The following is a 15,066-nucleotide window of genomic DNA, read 5'->3' on the forward strand; positions in this document are numbered from 1 at the left end:
CTTACTCTGCATTCCCTTAAATTTCGGGCCATCCCGCGACCGAGCCAAAGAGCACGGCGGGGCGATCGCTTAATTTTTAATCGGAGAAAGTCTTGAACAAGAAAGTATTGACCGCCGCTACTCTCGCCGTCTTCGCCAGCGCCGCTCACGCGCAAAGCAGCGTCACGCTGTATGGCCTGATCGATGCCGGTATCAGCTACGTGAACAATTCAAAGACCGCCACCGGTCACGACAACCTCGTCAAGTACGACGACGGCGTGGCACAGGGCAGCCGTTGGGGCCTGCGCGGCACCGAAGATCTGGGTGGCGGCCTGAAGGCGCTGTTCGTGTTGGAAAACGGCTTTAACAGCGGCAACGGCACCCTCGGCCAGGGTGGCGCGCTGTTCGGCCGTCAGGCATACGTCGGCCTCTCGCAGAACAACGTCGGTTCGCTGACGTTCGGTCGCCAGTATTCGTTCTCGACGGACTATCTGGGCGGCAACTACTCGACGGGTGGCCAGACCGTCGCGGGTAACTACGCTTACCACATCAACGACGTCGACCAGTTGACCTCGAGCCGTATCAACAACGCGGTCAAGTTCAGCAGCGCGAATTTCGCGGGCCTGACCTTCGGCGCGATGTACGGCTTCTCGAACCAGGCTGGCGCATTCGCCGGCGCGCCGGCAACCGGCACGACCGCGGCACCGGTCGCAGGTTCGTCGCGCGCATACAGCCTGGGTGTGAACTACGCGAATGGCCCGTTCGGCATTGGCGCAGCGTACACGGACATCCGTTACCCGAGCCAGGCAACCCCGGCGTTCTCGACCAGCATCGCCAACGTGACCACGGGCTCTGTCCGCGATCTGCGCACGTTCGGCGTGGGCGGCCGTTACTCGATCGGCGCGGCGACGCTGTGGGCGTTGTACACGAACACGCACTTCACGCCGGTCACGGGCGGCTCGACCACGTTCGCCGCGTATGAAGCAGGCGCGAAGTACGCATTCACGCCGGCACTGACGGCGGGTGCGGGCTATACGTACATGCACCTGAGCGGCGCCAACAAGGGCCACTGGAACCAGGCTGACCTGAGCGTCGACTACGCGCTGAGCAAGCGCACGGACGTCTACGCACTGGGCATCTACCAGATCGCAGCGGGCCGCAACGGCACGCAGGATCTGCAGGCACAGATCGGCTCCAGCACGAGCTACTTCAACACGTCGGGCACGGGTTCGGACAACCAGCTGGCCTTCCGCGTCGGTATCCGTCATAAGTTCTAAGCGGCTCTTGGCTTGCCGGCGAGGAGCGCAAGTTCCTTGCCGTCCTGAGGTTCCGGAAAACGCCCTGCGGGGCGTTTTTCTTTTGCGGAAGCGGCTTTTTCAACTCCCTGTGTTGAGGCAACGCCGTCTGATGGCGCCCCGCCACTTCGTCAACTTTGCAACGGTAACGGCTAACCGCGCCGCGCATCACAGTATCAGTCGCGCCCGGGCCACAGCAAACCCGGCCGCAGATGGCCAGCGCTACGCCGGACCGGACGTGTCCATCTGCGAGGCCCGCGCCAGTGCTTGCGTGTCGATGTACTCCCGGATGCTCGTCAGTCTGCCGTCACGGACCGTGATGGCGAAGATCCAGTCGTCTTCGAACGTCTTGTTCGTGGCTTTGATCGTCCCCCTGGCGAAGCCGACGACGACGACCCTGTCTCCTTGCGCGATGAACTCCCGCGGTTCCATTGACGTTTCTATCGACCTGGATGCGGTCTCAAGCAAATCCGTCAGCCCCGCGTGTCCGTGGCGCGTTCCGGCCAATGGCCAATCCTCGCCCGGGATGATCCACTCGATGTCTTCGGCAACCAGCGTCAGCAGACCCTTCCTGTCGCCGCGGCCGATCGCAGCGAAGAAGTCCTTCACGGTCTGGACGTTCTTATCGGTATCCATAGGAATTTCTCCATTTCTCCTGGATCGGAGCGCGCGCGAATAAAGTGTGTGAAACGTGGTCCCACGACTGGCGGGGCCGGCGGGCCAGCCACGGGAGCGCTTCGGGTCAGCCCTGCGCCATGCCCCCATCGACGGGAAGATCGATACCAGTGATGTACGAACTTTCGTCAGAGGCAAGGAACGTGACCGCTGCAGCGATTTCCTCGGGCATGCCCCTGCGGCCCATTGGGATCTGCGTGGTGAACTGTGCGACTGCCTGCTCGGCCTGTTCAGTGGTAAGGCCTGTCGTAGTCGCCAGGGCCGGGGTGTCGATTGCTCCGGGGCTCATACAATTAACGCGGATCTTGCGGTCTTTCAATTCCAGCGCCCAACCGCGCGCGAAGTTGCGCACAGCCGCCTTACTCGCGGCGTAAGCCGTAAATCCTGGAAGCCCGAGCACGTTCGAGACCGAAGAGTTCAGGATAATCGAACCGCCGTCTTTGAAGAGGGGAAGGGCCTTCTGCACCGTAAAGAACATTCCCTTCACGTTCACGTCGAAGGTCTGGTCAAAATGGGCCTCGGTAGCTACCGCGAGCGGTGCGATTGTCCCTGCGCCCGCATTCGCGAACAGAACGTCGATGTGACCACGTTTCTCCTTCACGACAGCGTAGAGCCGGTCCAGATCTTCCAGACGGGACACGTCGCCAACGACCGTCGTAACGTTTTTCCCGATGGCGGCGGCGGCCTCCTTCAGCTGTTTCTCCCGTCGCCCAGTAATCACGACGTGCGCGCCTTCTTCCACGAAGCGCCTGGCTGTGGCCAGGCCAATCCCGCTGCTTCCGCCCGTGATGACTGCAACCTTACCTTCCAGGTTTTTCATAATCTTTCGCCTTTCGTTTGGGGTGTAAAGCAGCGCCGCTGCCCCAACCGGTGCACAGGCGCTGTATCATCTGGATCGCCGATCCAGATCATGATTCACAATATCCGGATCAGTGATCCAAATATACGGATCGGTGATCCGTTTGTCAAGGAACCCCATGCGAGCCGACGCACAAAAAAATTACAGCCATCTACTTGCAGTCGCGCACGACGTTGTCGCCACGCACGGCGTCGACGCATCGATGCGAGATATCGCCCGCCGGGCCGGTGTCGGGTTGGCTACGCTGCTGCGTCATTTCCCAACGCGAGAAGCCTTGTTTGAAGCGTTGTTGTGTACGAATCTGGACGAACTGACGCAGAAGGCAGACGAACTCGAAACGTCGCATTCACCTGACGAAGCGCTCGTGTCCTGGTTTCGGGAATGGATGGCTTTCGCCCAAAGCTATAAAGGCGTCGTCGCCCTGATGGCGGCCGCCCACACGAATCCGGACTCCGCTCTTTATGCTTCATGCGCAGCGGTGCACTCAGCGAGCGCGCGACTACTGCTTCGTGCTCAGGCCGAAGGCACGGCACGCGCCGACATGAATGGGGACGACCTGTTCGGCCTCATGGCGGCGCTCGGCTGGCTCGTCGACCTACCGTCATTCGCGCCACGGGCCGATCATCTGGTTCACATTGTCACTAGCGGCATCCTTCCGGATCGGTCGGGCAACGATGTCGAGAAGCGACGAGTTGAATCGGATCGATAAGGCACCGGTGACGACGATTTCGAGCGTGTACTGCGCCCGCTTCCCTTCAAAACTATCAGAACTTGGTTGTCAGCCCGAATATGAGCGCAACCTGATTGGGTGTAGCCGAACTCGATTCCAGGTCCCCCACCGTCCCACCCGCCGATACGATGTGGTTACCATCTTCGCTGAAGGTAGTTCCGTGAGCGTGTGAATAGCCACCGATTGCATAGAGCGTAGTGCGCTTGGACAGACTGTATTCCACCCCGGCGGCCACGTTATTGTAGGTTGCCGACGAACCGCCGGTTGACCTCGTGTACGTGTATCCGATGTTTAACGCGACTGCCGGCGTCATCTGATAGTCCAGCGAGGCCGCACCTGTATTGAAGGTTTCTTTCCGGTTAAAAGCAGCAAAACTCGCGTAGGGTTTCCATTGCGCATTGCTATAGCGCACGTTGGCAGTCAGTTCGTTCCAGACATACTGGACGGCAACGTGGGTTATCAAGCGTGAGCCGACAAACGGGTCGTCGCCAAATAACGGCGTAACCGAACTGTTCTGAGTCTGGTCCGCCGTACCGACACCGCCAGCGCCGTCGTTCTTGGCAAAGACATATCCCGCCGCCGCACTGAAGGCGCCGTGAGCATAGGCGATCGATGCTGAAGAGGATTCCTGTGACGATGCATTGCCCGCTACGCCCCCCAAGCCGTACATCAACTCGAACTGTAAGCCAGCATATACTGGACTGCTGTACTTGATCGAATTTTGCAGGCGAAATGTATTGTCATTGTTGTCGACGTCTCCCGGTGTGGTAAACGCGGGACCATAGCCATCGGCCGTAAGCGGTTGAACCAGATCGACGGTCGTGTCCAACTGACGACCGACGGTCACTTTGCCGAAGACGTCGCTGTTGACCCCCACCCATGCATTTTTCCCAAACAGCCGGCCACCTTGACTCAGTTTTCCCGTATTAATGTTAAACCCGTTCTCGAGGTTGAAAATTGCCTGAAAGCGATTGCCCAGATCCTCCACTCCCTTCATGCCCCACTCGTTGGCCGTCAGGTCAGCACCTTGCAACTCGACGAGGGAGGCATGCCCGGTGTTGTTGTAATAAGCAATCGCGTTATCAAGTTCACCGTAAAGCGTGATTCTGCTTTGCGCATGGGCAGTGGATGCAACAGCCAGCATGACCAATGCGACGCTGCTGAAAACGGTCAGATTTTTCATCAAACATCTCCTATTTATATAGTTATACTAATTACACGTCAGAAATAAGCGACGATAGAGAACTACTACTCGTCTATGGCGCCGGCAGCGCCTCCCTGCCTGTTCGGTTAGTCGCCTCGCTCCAAATAAATCCGGTCAGACAGGCTCGTACACGCCGATCTTGTTGCTGGTGTCGAGATATACAAAGATACGGTGGGTGGCCGGATCGACGGCCAATGTATGCGCGTTCTTTTCTGTCTTCAGATGATCGACCACCTGCTTCGCGTCGAGATCGACGACCTCAGCGCTTCCAATCTTGTCGCCAACGAAAACCCGGCGGGCCGCTACGTCTACCGCAATCTGGTCGATATCGCCGCCCTCGAATGGGATGCTGTCGACTAGCTTGCCGTCCGGGCTGACGATCAGTATTTTCTTGTCGCGGCTGCCGATAATCAGATGCCCTGCCTGACTGTCGTAAACCATGGGCTTGGCCGCTTTCCTGAGATGGAAATCCCATACTGCAACGACCTGACTGGAGTTCGGATCAATCACGTCGACAACATTGTCGACGGGTTGGTAAATGCGATCCAGACCCGGTACGTATAGGTTGACGTCTGGACCATCTTTAGCGGGTTGAGGACGCAGCTCAATGTTGCCAACGCGCGCGAATGGCGCTTCACCCTCGAATACTGTTTCGGTATTGCTATCGTCATTGGCGACAAAAACCTTGCCGTTTTGCGTGTCTATTGTCACGCCATCGGATTTTTTGCCACCGGTATCGACACTCGCAATCTGCTTCAAGGTGTTCTTGTCGATAACCACCAATTTATTGGTCGTGGCGTCGGCAACGAACGCATACTTGTCGCCAACGGCGATCCCGTTACCATCCTCGATTCCTCCGATCACCGCCTTGACGGTCAGCTTGTCTGCATCAATGACCACGACATTGTGCTCGGGCGACTGCACGATCCAGGCGGTACGAGTCTGGGGATCGAAAGTCACCCAATCGCCATGCCCTCCATTTCCAGGCAGGGCGATTGTCTTGACAAGCTTATAGTGGGACTGCGCGCTCGCCCAGCAAGCATTGGTCAATGCAACTGCTCCTACGACGGCAATAACTGCGAGTTTCGAAATACGACGCATGATGTCTCCTGATTGTTTTCGATCTTGATGGTCCCACCGGCTGCACAGGCTTATTCGAATCTCAAATCGTTAGATTATTAGGATGCCTACTTTTATTGTCCGGCTTTTCTCTGCTTACCTTATGAAACGGCATCACTGAATTGCTACGGGTGCCGCGTCTGGCTATGCGCGGTGTGTTCTCCTCGCTATACGGCACCTGCAGGTAAAGCGCCGACCATACTTCTTTGCATTTCGCGTGGCAGTGAATTGGTTATTGAGCGCACGAGTCCATCGCGCATCTCACGGCTTAGCCGTTCAAAGCACGAAGTGTTGTCCTTACCTTCGGCTGCCTGCGCTGCATCGACATAGGACTCGAACAGCACCGGCCTTTCATTGACTAGAACTCACAAGCCATTCCCCACCTCGTGGACTAAAGAAACAGCCCTGCTTTTTATTAGGATCACTGAAATTCAGTCTAGGTTGTCAAATGCGTAATGTCAACACTTTACTTTTTTATGCGCCGGCCGACTCGAGGACCATACATTCGACGCGACATACCGTTCAATTGGCCGATAGCGCTGTACGTGCCGCCATTGCCCTTACATCGTCATCGCTGCACGGCGATGCGATAGGCTGGACGATCAATTACTCTTCCCAGCCAGTCCACGAGGAACGGCCGTTGGGCGTACGTCCCGAGAACATCGGCGAACTCCAGCGCCAGGTCGAACCAGCGAACTGCGGCCAGCGCGACGCCTATATCCGCAACCGTAAAGTGCCGCTGCGCAAGAAAGAGTTGGTGACTCAGCGCATCATCCACAATTCGGAGCAGACGAGCAGCTTCCAGATGCGAGGCTCTTATCGCGTCGTAATTGCGCTCGGCTTCCGGCACTCGCGTGAGGCCCAGAAATGCGACCCGCAATGTGGCCCACAGCGTCCCCAGTTGCCAGTCCATCCAGCGCTCGACCTCGGCACGCGCCGCCGGATTGACCGGCAACAATGCCCTCTCCTCGCGCGATGACGCGAGATAACGAACAATAGTGTTCGACTCCCATAACACAACGTCACCGTCAACAAGTGTCGGCACGAGACCGTTCGGATTTAGCGCAAGGAACTCCGGCGTATCTACCACGCCGAACTGCAGGCCTGCGTCGATGCGCTGAAAATCACGTCCTTCATTCAGACCGAGCTCTGCCAGACACCACATGACCTTCTGGACGTTGATCGAATTACGTCTGCCATACAGTTCCATGGATATCTCCCGATCAAATCATTGCGCCCAGACCGGCATGCACAAGCCCTGCCGCAAACAGCACGGCGAGCGGATTCATTCTGGGCCGCGCCACGAATAGGAACAACGCAATGGCCGCGAGGCCCCAGACAGTCCACGTTGCGGACGACGAACGCAGCACCGAAAACGCACTGGCGAGAATCAGCCCGGTTGCGACCGGTGCAAGTCCGCGCTCGGCCGTTCGATGCCACGGGTGCTGCTGGTGCCGCGTCCACGCAAGCGTTGCGCCGTACGCAAGTACCGACGACGGGACAAAAAGCGCCAGCGAAGCGACAGCCGCGCCAGGCCAGCCAGCCGCTTTCCAGCCGATCAGCGTAGTGAGCAGCGCGCCAGGCCCGGGGGCGGCCCGTGATATGGCAAACATATCGACAAACTCGGCCTGTGTTACCCAGCCGTGAATCACCACCGCCTGCTGGTTGATGTCGGCGACGATACTCTGGCCGCCACCAAGCGACAGCAGAGAAAGCGGTACAAACACAACGATCAATTGCAGATACAGGTTATCGCGCACGCTGCCCACTCCTCGAAGCAATGACCAAACCCACTGTGCCAACGATGATCGCGACCGGCACTAGCGGCAAGCGCAGGATACCGACAGCAAGGAACACGGCAAGGATCAACACCAGCGGCCAGCGCTGATCCGCAAGCAGCGCACGCGCGGTGCGCAATCCCACCGACGCGGTCATCCCCACCGCGGCAGCGGCTACACCTTCAAGAAACCGGTGTAGCCACGCAAGCTGTGAAAACTCGTGAAATATCGTCGCGAGCAACACGATTACACCCATAGGCGGGACGAGCAACGAGGTAACCGCCACCACGCTGCCGATGGCACCCTTCATTCGGTAACCCACGTAGATCGACAGATTCACGACATTGGATCCGGGCAAGATCTGCCCGAGCGTCAGCGCGCCGAGAAACTCCTCCTCGTTCATCCAGCCACGCTGCGTGACGACTTCGCGATAGATCCACGCGGATAGGCCGCCCCCGAAGCTCGTCAAGCCGACACGCGCAAACAGCAGCAGGATCTGCAGCAACGAAGCATCGGTCGCATCACGTCTCGTCGCTGCTTGCACGTTTGTCTACCTTTGTTGTCCGGGAGAGGGACTCAGACCGGGTGCGCAGCGCACCCGGAACTCATTCAATGCCGCTCGTTGGCGAGTCGATGCTCCGCCATCTGCTCCTCAGCTTCATGCAGCAGCTTCGTCGACCGCTTACGACGGCTCCAGATCGATGCGATGACGCTAATTGCCGCGCAACCAAACAGGCCGGCCGCGATGGGACTGCGTACGAACGTGCTCGGATCGCCCCCTGAAATCGTCAGCGCCTGACGGAACGACTGTTCAAGCGTATGACCGAGAATCAGGCCAAACAGCAACGGCGCCTTCGGGATGTCGAACTTGCGGAACGCGTAGCCGACGATGCCAAAGAAAAGCGCGAGAAACAGATCGAATACATCAGTGTTGAACGAGTAAACCCCAGCCGAAGCGATGACCAAAATCACACAAAGAAGCACGCCAGGCGGAACATACAGAATGCGCGAAAGGATCCCGACGAGTGGCAAATTGAGTACCAGCAGCATGATGTTGCCGATATACATGCTCGCTATCAGTCCCCACACAAGATCCGGCTGGGTATGAAACAGCATCGGCCCGGGCTGGATACCGTACATGATGAACGCACCCATGATCACCGCGGTCGCGCCGGAACCGGGGACGCCAAGGGCCAACAGATGCACGAATGCGCCACACGTATCCGCATTGGTCGCCGCCTCCGGCGCCGCGACGCCTTCGATCGCGCCCTGACCAAATTCCTCGGGATGCTTCGAGATTTTCTTCTCGAGCACATACGAGAGCATCGCCGCCAACGTGCCGCCGAGTCCGGGCGCCGCACCGCAGATGAAACCCACAATCGAGCCACGGAAGATCGCCGGACGAGCGCGGCGCCACTCCTTGCGCGTGAACCACAACTTGCCTTCCACCCGCACCGTATGCATCGTACCGCCGAGCGTCCCTTCAACCATCCGGCTGACCTCCGAAATCGCAAAGAGGCCAACCACAACGACCAGGAAGTTCACGCGGTCCTGCAACTGTGTCAAACCGAGCGTGAAGCGCGGTACACCGCTTTGCAGATCGATACCGACCGTCGCCAGGCCGAGACCCATGAACACCGCCATCATGCCCTTGGCTAGTGAATCGCCAGTCAGCGCGCCAACGGTCGAGAGCGCAAAACAGATCAACGCGAAGTACTCCGCAGGACCAAAATGCAACGCGACGGCTGCAAGCGGGGCGGCAACGAACGAGAGCGCAGTCACGCCCATCATCCCCGCGATGAACGAACTGACAGCCGCAATCGCCAGCGTCGCAGCCGCGCGGCCCTTTCTGGCGAGCGGGTAGCCGTCGAGCACAGTCATCACCGCGGCCGCGTCGCCGGGCGTATTTAACAGAATGGCTGTGACCGCGCCGCCATACATGCAGCCGTAGTAGATGCCGGTGAGCATCATGAGCGCGGAGGTCGGGTCCATGCCGAACGTGACCGGAATCAGCAGCGCGATGCCGGCAGACGGGCCGATGCCCGGCAGATGGCTGATCATCGTACCGATGAATACGCCTATGAGCGTGTAGAGAAGATGCATAGGCGTCGCGGCGACCGCGAGTCCATGCAAAATGCCATGCAAACTGTCCATGATGCGAGCGCCTCAGAAAGGGAGGAAGCCCGTCGGCATCGGAACACCGAGAAGCTGGGAAAACAGCAGGTCAAAAAACACCGTAACACCCAGCGCGATCGCGAGATTCGTCTTTAGACGGTTGCGATTGAAATAGATGAGCAGGCCGAACAGGAAGATCGACGTAGCAAGGAGGTATCCGACGCGTTCGAAAGCCAGGTAGTAAAGCGCCGTCCATGCCACCATTCCAATCAGGATGAGCGGATGATTTTTCGATTCACGCGCACTACTAGCGTGCTGTACTTCGGCAGACGCTGCGGACGCAGGTCTCACGGGCGTATCGATATGCGAATGCGAGCGATGCCTGTTACGCCCTTCAAGCAGCAACGTTAGTGCGGACGCAATGAGCCCCACACCGACAAGTGCCGGAAACGCCTTAGGGCCGAGCGGGTCGCTCAGTCTGACCTCCGGCAATCGCATGTCCATGTAAAGATAGACGACGGCCAGTGTAATCACGCAGAATGCGAGCCACACGTCGCCCTTGATGCTTTTCATGTCTCCTCCGATTCGATCCCGGCACGACAGCCAGAAAGGCAGTCGCCGCCGGTTCGTATAGCAAGCGGGGCCGCGCAAGCCGCTGCAGATTACCTGTCATCCACTGCGTGCTGCCAGTGCCATTCGCGCCTTATATCCGGCGCTTCACTTTTCGTTGTAGCGGCCAGGCCTCACGACTTCAGCGATCGTGCCGTCCGGCGCGCGGAACTTGAGCGCACCCTCGCCCTTCGCGGACAGAATTTCGCCGCCGTATTGCTTGATCCGCTCAGCGGCAGCTTCCTGGTCGTCGACTGTGACGCCCCAGTGATGCAGACGCGGACCGGCTCCGGCTAGTTGAGCCTCATGCGAATCCTCGCTGTCGTACTTCATGAGGGTGAAGTCTATGTGGCCGTCGGTCATGTGGCGCGAGATGTGTTCGCGATTACGCCCGGTCTTCACTTCCGTGAAACCAAATACTTCCGTGTAGAAACGTGTGGCCGCCTCGAGGTCATCGACCTTGACTGCGAGGTGAACGATGCGTGACATATGGTTCTCCATGTCGGTAGGTGCTACGGGTTAAGGGAAAGCGCGTTATTTGGCGAGGCCGAGATCGGTCAGCAGCGGGCTGAGGCGATCACGCTCGCCGTGAAGGAAAGCTCGTGTCTGCGTACTGCTCTGATAGTCTGCAGTCCATAGATTACGCTTGACGGCCACGGCCCACAGCGGCGACGCAGTCGCTTTCTGAAGGACGTTATCCCACCATGCAATCTCCGCGGGCGTCATGTTCTTCGGACCGACCAGTACGCGCCACGTCGTGAAGGCGACGTTCGCGCCCTGCTCCTTCCAGGTCGGCACCATCGCCAGCGCGCCGTCTTCCCGTTTGTCGCCGGAGATTGCAATCAGGCGCACTCGGCCCGCCTGGCTCGGCCCGAGCACAACCCCAGCCGGAGTCGCGGAGACGGTGACGTGCCCGCCCATCAGCGCGGTCATTGCCTCGCCACCCGAGTCGAAGAACACGACTTTCATCTTCTTCGGATCCTGACCCACGCTCTTGACGACAAGCGCCGCCGCGTCGTGGCTCTGCCCGCCCGGGGAACTCGACACCCCCATCGTGACCGACGAGGGGTCCTTCTTCAGCATCTGGATCAGATCCGCGCCTGACCTGATCGGCGAATCGCCGGGCGCTGAGAACACCACCTGCTCCGTGACCAACACGGCCAGCGGCGTTACATCGTCGATGCCGACGGTACTCAGTCCGGTGATGCGGTTCGTGATCAGGGGCAGCGCCTGGACGGAGACGTAATGGCCGTCGCCTTCGTGTGAATTGATGTAAGCGATGCTGACCGTGCCGCCGCCACCTGGCCGGTTCATGACGGTTACCGGTTTACTCGACAGCTTTTCCTGCTGGATGACGCTCTGAAGCGTGCGGGCTACGAGATCGAGCCCACCGCCTGGCGCGCTCGGCACGACAATCTCAATCGGCCGATGCGGTTGCCACGCGTCAGCCGCGCGGACATGTGCGGCATAGATTGAGATCAGCGCCGCGCAGACCCCCCACATGACGCCAGCTCTTCCAAGTCTCCTTCTCATTACATCGTCTCCTGTTTTTTTGGCGCTCTGTAGTCGCTTAGAAATTGAATGAGTCAAACGTACTGGCAGCGAAAAGCCGCTCCATCGGCACCTCCTCGCGAATCAGACCGTCGCTTTTGGCGTAACGCTGCAATGTATCGAGATCGGCGCGATTCTCCTTTACGCCGTAGCGCCAGTAGTCGTTACCCATCACCGATTTCACACGCTCGAATTCGGAAGTGATCCACGGATGCATGACGCGCAACGTGTCGGTGACCGCAAGTTCAGCCAACGCCAGATCCCGTGACTTCCTGAACGCCGCATATACGTTGACCGGCAGCCATGGGTGCTGCTCGACTAACGTCCGACGGATGCCGAGCATGTGCATGGGCGGAAAAAGGCCTGTCTTGCCGAACCACGCTTCCTCGTCACTCCTGAAGTCTGGAAAGAGCCGCTGTACGCGTTCGTTGCGACCGAAGCACGACGGCGGCTTCGGCGCGATTACAGCATCGATCTCACCGGCATCAAGCATTCCTGAGAGCGTCTGCTCGGCGCCTATCGGCTCGATACGGATATCTTCCGGCACGCTGTACGGGACACGCGCCTCACGGCCCGCCTGTTCCAGCCCCCCGACAATCCAGCTTACATCGCGACTATCAACACCGTATTCGTCACCGAGCATGCCGCGCACCCAGATTCCGGCAGTTTGCTGGAAATCCGGCACGCCGATGCGACAGCCCTTGAGCGCTTGCGGAGAATCGATACCGCGATCGGTGCGCACATAGATCGCTGAATGGCGAAACGATCTCGACAAAAACACTGGCACACCGATATAGCGGCTTTCTTCACGCGCCGTAGTCAGTAGATGCGTGCCGAGCGATAACTCGGAGATGTCGAATTCGGCGTGCCGAAATGCGCGCTGAAAAATCGCTTCAGCAGGGCCGCTCATAAAATTGATCTTGCAACCTTCGATCACGACCTTTCCGTCAAGCAGAGCGCGCGTTCGATCGGTAACCTGGCAAGCCAGTGATAGTTCAAGCATAGGAAAAATTGCCGTAGGTTGATGTGAAACCCGAGCACAGCCGTCAAAGTATTTTTTGCACTACTACCAATATGGAGTACAAATTAATCCGCTTGCACTTGACCGTTGCTAGAGCAGCCATATGTATCCGTCAGGTCCTGTGAATCACTATCGACTTGCACCGCTCCACTTCGTCAAGGCGTTGCGCTACTGGTTTCCCGGCGATCCCCATCCGCTCCGGCGGTCGCCATTCCGTCCAGCGCCATAAGCATCCGCTCCTTGCCTTTCGACACGTGACTGAAGCTCGTTTCATAGCCCAGGGTCGCATTCCCGGACTTCAAGGCACTGACGATTTCGCGGTGCTCTTCATTCGACTGCAACAGCGCACCGCGCTGAACCAGTCCGTGCACGCGGAACAGATGAAATTCCTTGACGAAGCCGCGATACAGCTTCGTCAGCCGCGAATTGCCGGTCGAGCGCACCATGTAATCATGGAACTCCAGATTCAGCGGATCAAAGCGCGAGAAGTCGCCTTTCTCCGCGGCTTCCTGCATCTGGTCGACATACGCATCGAGTTGATTTGCCATTTCTTGCGTCAGAATCGGCGCAAGTAACGACGCTGCCAATGCCGTAAGCCCCGCGCGCAGATCGTAGACTTCGATCGCGTCGTCGCGCGTTACGCGCTGGATGAATACGCCTCGTTGCGGGATCAGGTATACGAGTCCCAATTCGGCTAGCGACCGACACGCTTCCCGTACAGGACCGCGACTTACGGAAAGCTTGTCGGCAACAGCCTTTTCGTTCAGCCGTTGTCCAGGTTTGAGCTCACCGCTCAGGATCATTCGCTCGATCTCGTGCTGGACGACACCGGTCAGCGTGTTCGCCCGAAAGTCAGCCAGAGAGACGGTGGCAGGATTGTGGTCGGTTTCCATGAAATGCAGTCTAGGGAGCCGCCACAAAAATGTCAACATTTTATTTTTTTCATTCCGCTGTCACCGGGACTCGCGTAGCAGAAGGAACATGCGTCAGTCGAGAATACCTATTCCGCCGCTAGTCGCTCCATCGATCCGGCGCTGAACGCCCAACAGACGAGCGCTGACTCGTGCCGACGTCAGCGTCTACATGACGTTACAGCTGTTTTTCAATTGCAGCCTTATCGATGACCGACCAGACTTCCTGAATCTTGTCGCCGCGAAACTTATTGAAGACGTTTTCGGCGAACGCAACCCGTTTGCCGTTCACGGGAAGTCCGAGAAACGCACCGAGGGGAGCACAGTCGAAATGCAAACGGCTGGCAATGTGCGGCGGCTCGCAAACGAGGAGTTCAATCTCGAAGAACAAGTCCGGAATTTCGCGGAAATCTCTTTCAAGCATCTCGCGATACCCTGATGCGCCGATCGTTTTCCCGTTGTATCTCACGTCGTCGCTGACAAAACGTCCGAGCTTCGACCAGTCCTGCGCGTTCAGGCAGGCAATATAGTCTCGGTACACTTCCGAAAGATTGACTTCACCCATTGTCATTTCCAGCCGACGCCCGCGAACGCGATGTTCCCTGTACATGATCAGTGGAGTAACCGCAACCGCCCGTCCGGGTCCTGCGCAATGCGTGAACACCAATGCAGCGGTCCACCCTGCTCCGTAGACCAGTCTTCGTCCAGACAATACCGCCCGTCATCGGCAATCGACCAACGGGCCGCAGCTTTGCGTACTCCCTGTTTCGACCCGGGCTTTGGAAGTCGGCTAACTGTCGCGGTGCCGTCCGCGCCATTGGTCCATTCACGAACGCCACCGTTCTGCCCGATGCGACTCATGGTCGATCCCGGCACCGTAGAAAGCGCCTGCTCGCGCGTTAGCGCCTCGCCCTCATCCGCCAACGCGCCGGCACTGATGAAGCAAACAGCCAACAATCCGATAAGAGACCGCATACTCCCTCCACATTTCTTTCGCTTTACACACCTAAGGACTCGGGAAACGCTTCTACAAAATTGCGCGGATTGACTGGCTTGCGGTTAAGTCTAGTTCACTATGTCGACATATGCATCTGAAGGGGCGATTCCGACCCGATGCGGGCAGCCAATTTCTTGAAATCGGACGCCCATCAGGCCGGCTTCAAATCCATAATATTAGTCAGCCAAAGTCTGGTACGCTGCGCCCTTTGCTACCGCTTGCA

General features: G+C 58.3%; 16 protein-coding genes. 2 read left to right on the plus strand and 14 right to left on the minus strand.

Translation table 11 applies throughout. From position 1 onward, the window contains the following. The first annotated feature begins 92 nt into the window (after positions 1 to 92). The gene (locus HWX91_RS10185; RefSeq protein WP_028198281.1) at positions 93 to 1,256 is read left to right on the plus strand and encodes a porin; all 1,164 of its coding nucleotides are present in this window, start codon (positions 93 to 95) and stop codon (positions 1,254 to 1,256) included. 240 nt (positions 1,257 to 1,496) lie between these two features. Here HWX91_RS10185 and HWX91_RS10190 read toward each other — a convergent pair whose 3' ends face one another. Further along, entirely contained in the window at positions 1,497 to 1,910 is a 414-nt protein-coding gene (locus HWX91_RS10190) for a nuclear transport factor 2 family protein (RefSeq protein ID WP_028198282.1), read from the minus strand. Between the two features lie 106 nt (positions 1,911 to 2,016). Further along, positions 2,017 to 2,769 carry an SDR family NAD(P)-dependent oxidoreductase gene (locus tag HWX91_RS10195; RefSeq protein ID WP_028198283.1) on the minus strand — a complete coding sequence of 251 codons (753 nt, stop codon included), beginning with the start codon at positions 2,767 to 2,769 and terminating at the stop codon, positions 2,017 to 2,019. A gap of 157 nt (positions 2,770 to 2,926) precedes the next feature. Between HWX91_RS10195 and HWX91_RS10200 the strand changes: the two genes are divergently transcribed. Next, positions 2,927 to 3,517 carry a TetR/AcrR family transcriptional regulator gene (locus HWX91_RS10200; RefSeq protein WP_025495955.1) on the plus strand — a complete coding sequence of 197 codons (591 nt, stop codon included), beginning with the start codon at positions 2,927 to 2,929 and terminating at the stop codon, positions 3,515 to 3,517. A 55-nt stretch (positions 3,518 to 3,572) separates the two neighbouring features. On the opposite strand, the gene HWX91_RS10205 is transcribed toward HWX91_RS10200, so the two are convergent. The 12 genes from HWX91_RS10205 to HWX91_RS10260 form a co-directional block, all read right to left on the minus strand. After that, complete coding sequence (locus tag HWX91_RS10205; RefSeq protein ID WP_028198285.1) at positions 3,573 to 4,721, minus strand: porin; 1,149 nt, start codon at positions 4,719 to 4,721, stop codon at positions 3,573 to 3,575. A 135-nt stretch (positions 4,722 to 4,856) separates the two neighbouring features. Further along, entirely contained in the window at positions 4,857 to 5,843 is a 987-nt protein-coding gene (locus HWX91_RS10210; protein ID WP_127837994.1) for a YncE family protein, read from the minus strand. Between the two features lie 586 nt (positions 5,844 to 6,429). Then, positions 6,430 to 7,071: a glutathione S-transferase family protein gene (locus HWX91_RS10215; RefSeq protein WP_025495952.1), complete on the minus strand. Its 642-nt coding sequence runs from the start codon at positions 7,069 to 7,071 to the stop codon at positions 6,430 to 6,432. 13 nt (positions 7,072 to 7,084) lie between these two features. Then, positions 7,085 to 7,621, minus strand: coding sequence for a chromate transporter (locus tag HWX91_RS10220; protein ID WP_028198287.1), 537 nt, complete (start codon positions 7,619 to 7,621; stop codon positions 7,085 to 7,087). Continuing rightward, the gene (locus tag HWX91_RS10225) at positions 7,611 to 8,183 is read right to left on the minus strand and encodes a chromate transporter (protein ID WP_025495950.1); all 573 of its coding nucleotides are present in this window, start codon (positions 8,181 to 8,183) and stop codon (positions 7,611 to 7,613) included. Before HWX91_RS10225 ends, HWX91_RS10220 begins: the two co-directional genes overlap by 11 nt. Before the next feature lie 65 nt (positions 8,184 to 8,248). Continuing rightward, positions 8,249 to 9,793 (minus strand): tripartite tricarboxylate transporter permease, encoded by a 1,545-nt coding sequence (locus HWX91_RS10230; RefSeq protein ID WP_028198288.1) that lies wholly within the window; start codon positions 9,791 to 9,793, stop codon positions 8,249 to 8,251. Between the two features lie 12 nt (positions 9,794 to 9,805). After that, positions 9,806 to 10,327 carry a tripartite tricarboxylate transporter TctB family protein gene (locus HWX91_RS10235; RefSeq protein WP_025495948.1) on the minus strand — a complete coding sequence of 174 codons (522 nt, stop codon included), beginning with the start codon at positions 10,325 to 10,327 and terminating at the stop codon, positions 9,806 to 9,808. Positions 10,328 to 10,471: 144 nt separating this feature from the next. Next, a complete protein-coding gene (locus HWX91_RS10240) occupies positions 10,472 to 10,852 on the minus strand; it encodes a VOC family protein (protein WP_025495947.1) in 381 nt (126 codons plus the stop codon). Between the two features lie 45 nt (positions 10,853 to 10,897). Then, a complete protein-coding gene (locus HWX91_RS10245) occupies positions 10,898 to 11,866 on the minus strand; it encodes a tripartite tricarboxylate transporter substrate binding protein (RefSeq protein ID WP_244144038.1) in 969 nt (322 codons plus the stop codon). A 67-nt stretch (positions 11,867 to 11,933) separates the two neighbouring features. Continuing rightward, positions 11,934 to 12,824, minus strand: a complete 891-nt coding sequence (locus tag HWX91_RS10250) for a substrate-binding domain-containing protein (RefSeq protein WP_235430047.1) — start codon at positions 12,822 to 12,824, stop codon at positions 11,934 to 11,936. A gap of 266 nt (positions 12,825 to 13,090) precedes the next feature. Further along, a complete protein-coding gene (locus tag HWX91_RS10255; RefSeq protein ID WP_025495944.1) occupies positions 13,091 to 13,828 on the minus strand; it encodes a GntR family transcriptional regulator in 738 nt (245 codons plus the stop codon). 196 nt (positions 13,829 to 14,024) lie between these two features. Then, positions 14,025 to 14,411, minus strand: coding sequence for an ester cyclase (locus HWX91_RS10260; RefSeq protein WP_028198289.1), 387 nt, complete (start codon positions 14,409 to 14,411; stop codon positions 14,025 to 14,027). Between the last annotated feature and the right edge of the window lie 655 nt (positions 14,412 to 15,066).

Source organism: Paraburkholderia fungorum, assembly GCF_902833645.1.
GTDB lineage: Bacteria > Pseudomonadota > Gammaproteobacteria > Burkholderiales > Burkholderiaceae > Paraburkholderia > Paraburkholderia fungorum.

Bases quoted from the DNA above. Each gene is read 5' to 3' on its own strand.
- HWX91_RS10245 (WP_244144038.1), bottom strand. From the start codon at position 11,866: ATGTGGGGGGTCTGCGCGGCGCTGATCTCAATCTATGCCGCACATGTC.
- HWX91_RS10255 (WP_025495944.1), bottom strand. From the start codon at position 13,828: ATGGAAACCGACCACAATCCTGCCACCGTCTCTCTGGCTGACTTTCGG.
- HWX91_RS10195 (WP_028198283.1), bottom strand. From the start codon at position 2,769: ATGAAAAACCTGGAAGGTAAGGTTGCAGTCATCACGGGCGGAAGCAGC.
- HWX91_RS10210 (WP_127837994.1), bottom strand. From the start codon at position 5,843: ATGCGTCGTATTTCGAAACTCGCAGTTATTGCCGTCGTAGGAGCAGTT.
- HWX91_RS10215 (WP_025495952.1), bottom strand. From the start codon at position 7,071: ATGGAACTGTATGGCAGACGTAATTCGATCAACGTCCAGAAGGTCATG.
- HWX91_RS10190 (WP_028198282.1), bottom strand. From the start codon at position 1,910: ATGGATACCGATAAGAACGTCCAGACCGTGAAGGACTTCTTCGCTGCG.
- HWX91_RS10230 (WP_028198288.1), bottom strand. From the start codon at position 9,793: ATGGACAGTTTGCATGGCATTTTGCATGGACTCGCGGTCGCCGCGACG.
- HWX91_RS10200 (WP_025495955.1), top strand. From the start codon at position 2,927: ATGCGAGCCGACGCACAAAAAAATTACAGCCATCTACTTGCAGTCGCG.
- HWX91_RS10240 (WP_025495947.1), bottom strand. From the start codon at position 10,852: ATGTCACGCATCGTTCACCTCGCAGTCAAGGTCGATGACCTCGAGGCG.
- HWX91_RS10205 (WP_028198285.1), bottom strand. From the start codon at position 4,721: ATGAAAAATCTGACCGTTTTCAGCAGCGTCGCATTGGTCATGCTGGCT.
- HWX91_RS10260 (WP_028198289.1), bottom strand. From the start codon at position 14,411: ATGGGTGAAGTCAATCTTTCGGAAGTGTACCGAGACTATATTGCCTGC.
- HWX91_RS10235 (WP_025495948.1), bottom strand. From the start codon at position 10,327: ATGAAAAGCATCAAGGGCGACGTGTGGCTCGCATTCTGCGTGATTACA.
- HWX91_RS10250 (WP_235430047.1), bottom strand. From the start codon at position 12,824: ATGAGCGGCCCTGCTGAAGCGATTTTTCAGCGCGCATTTCGGCACGCC.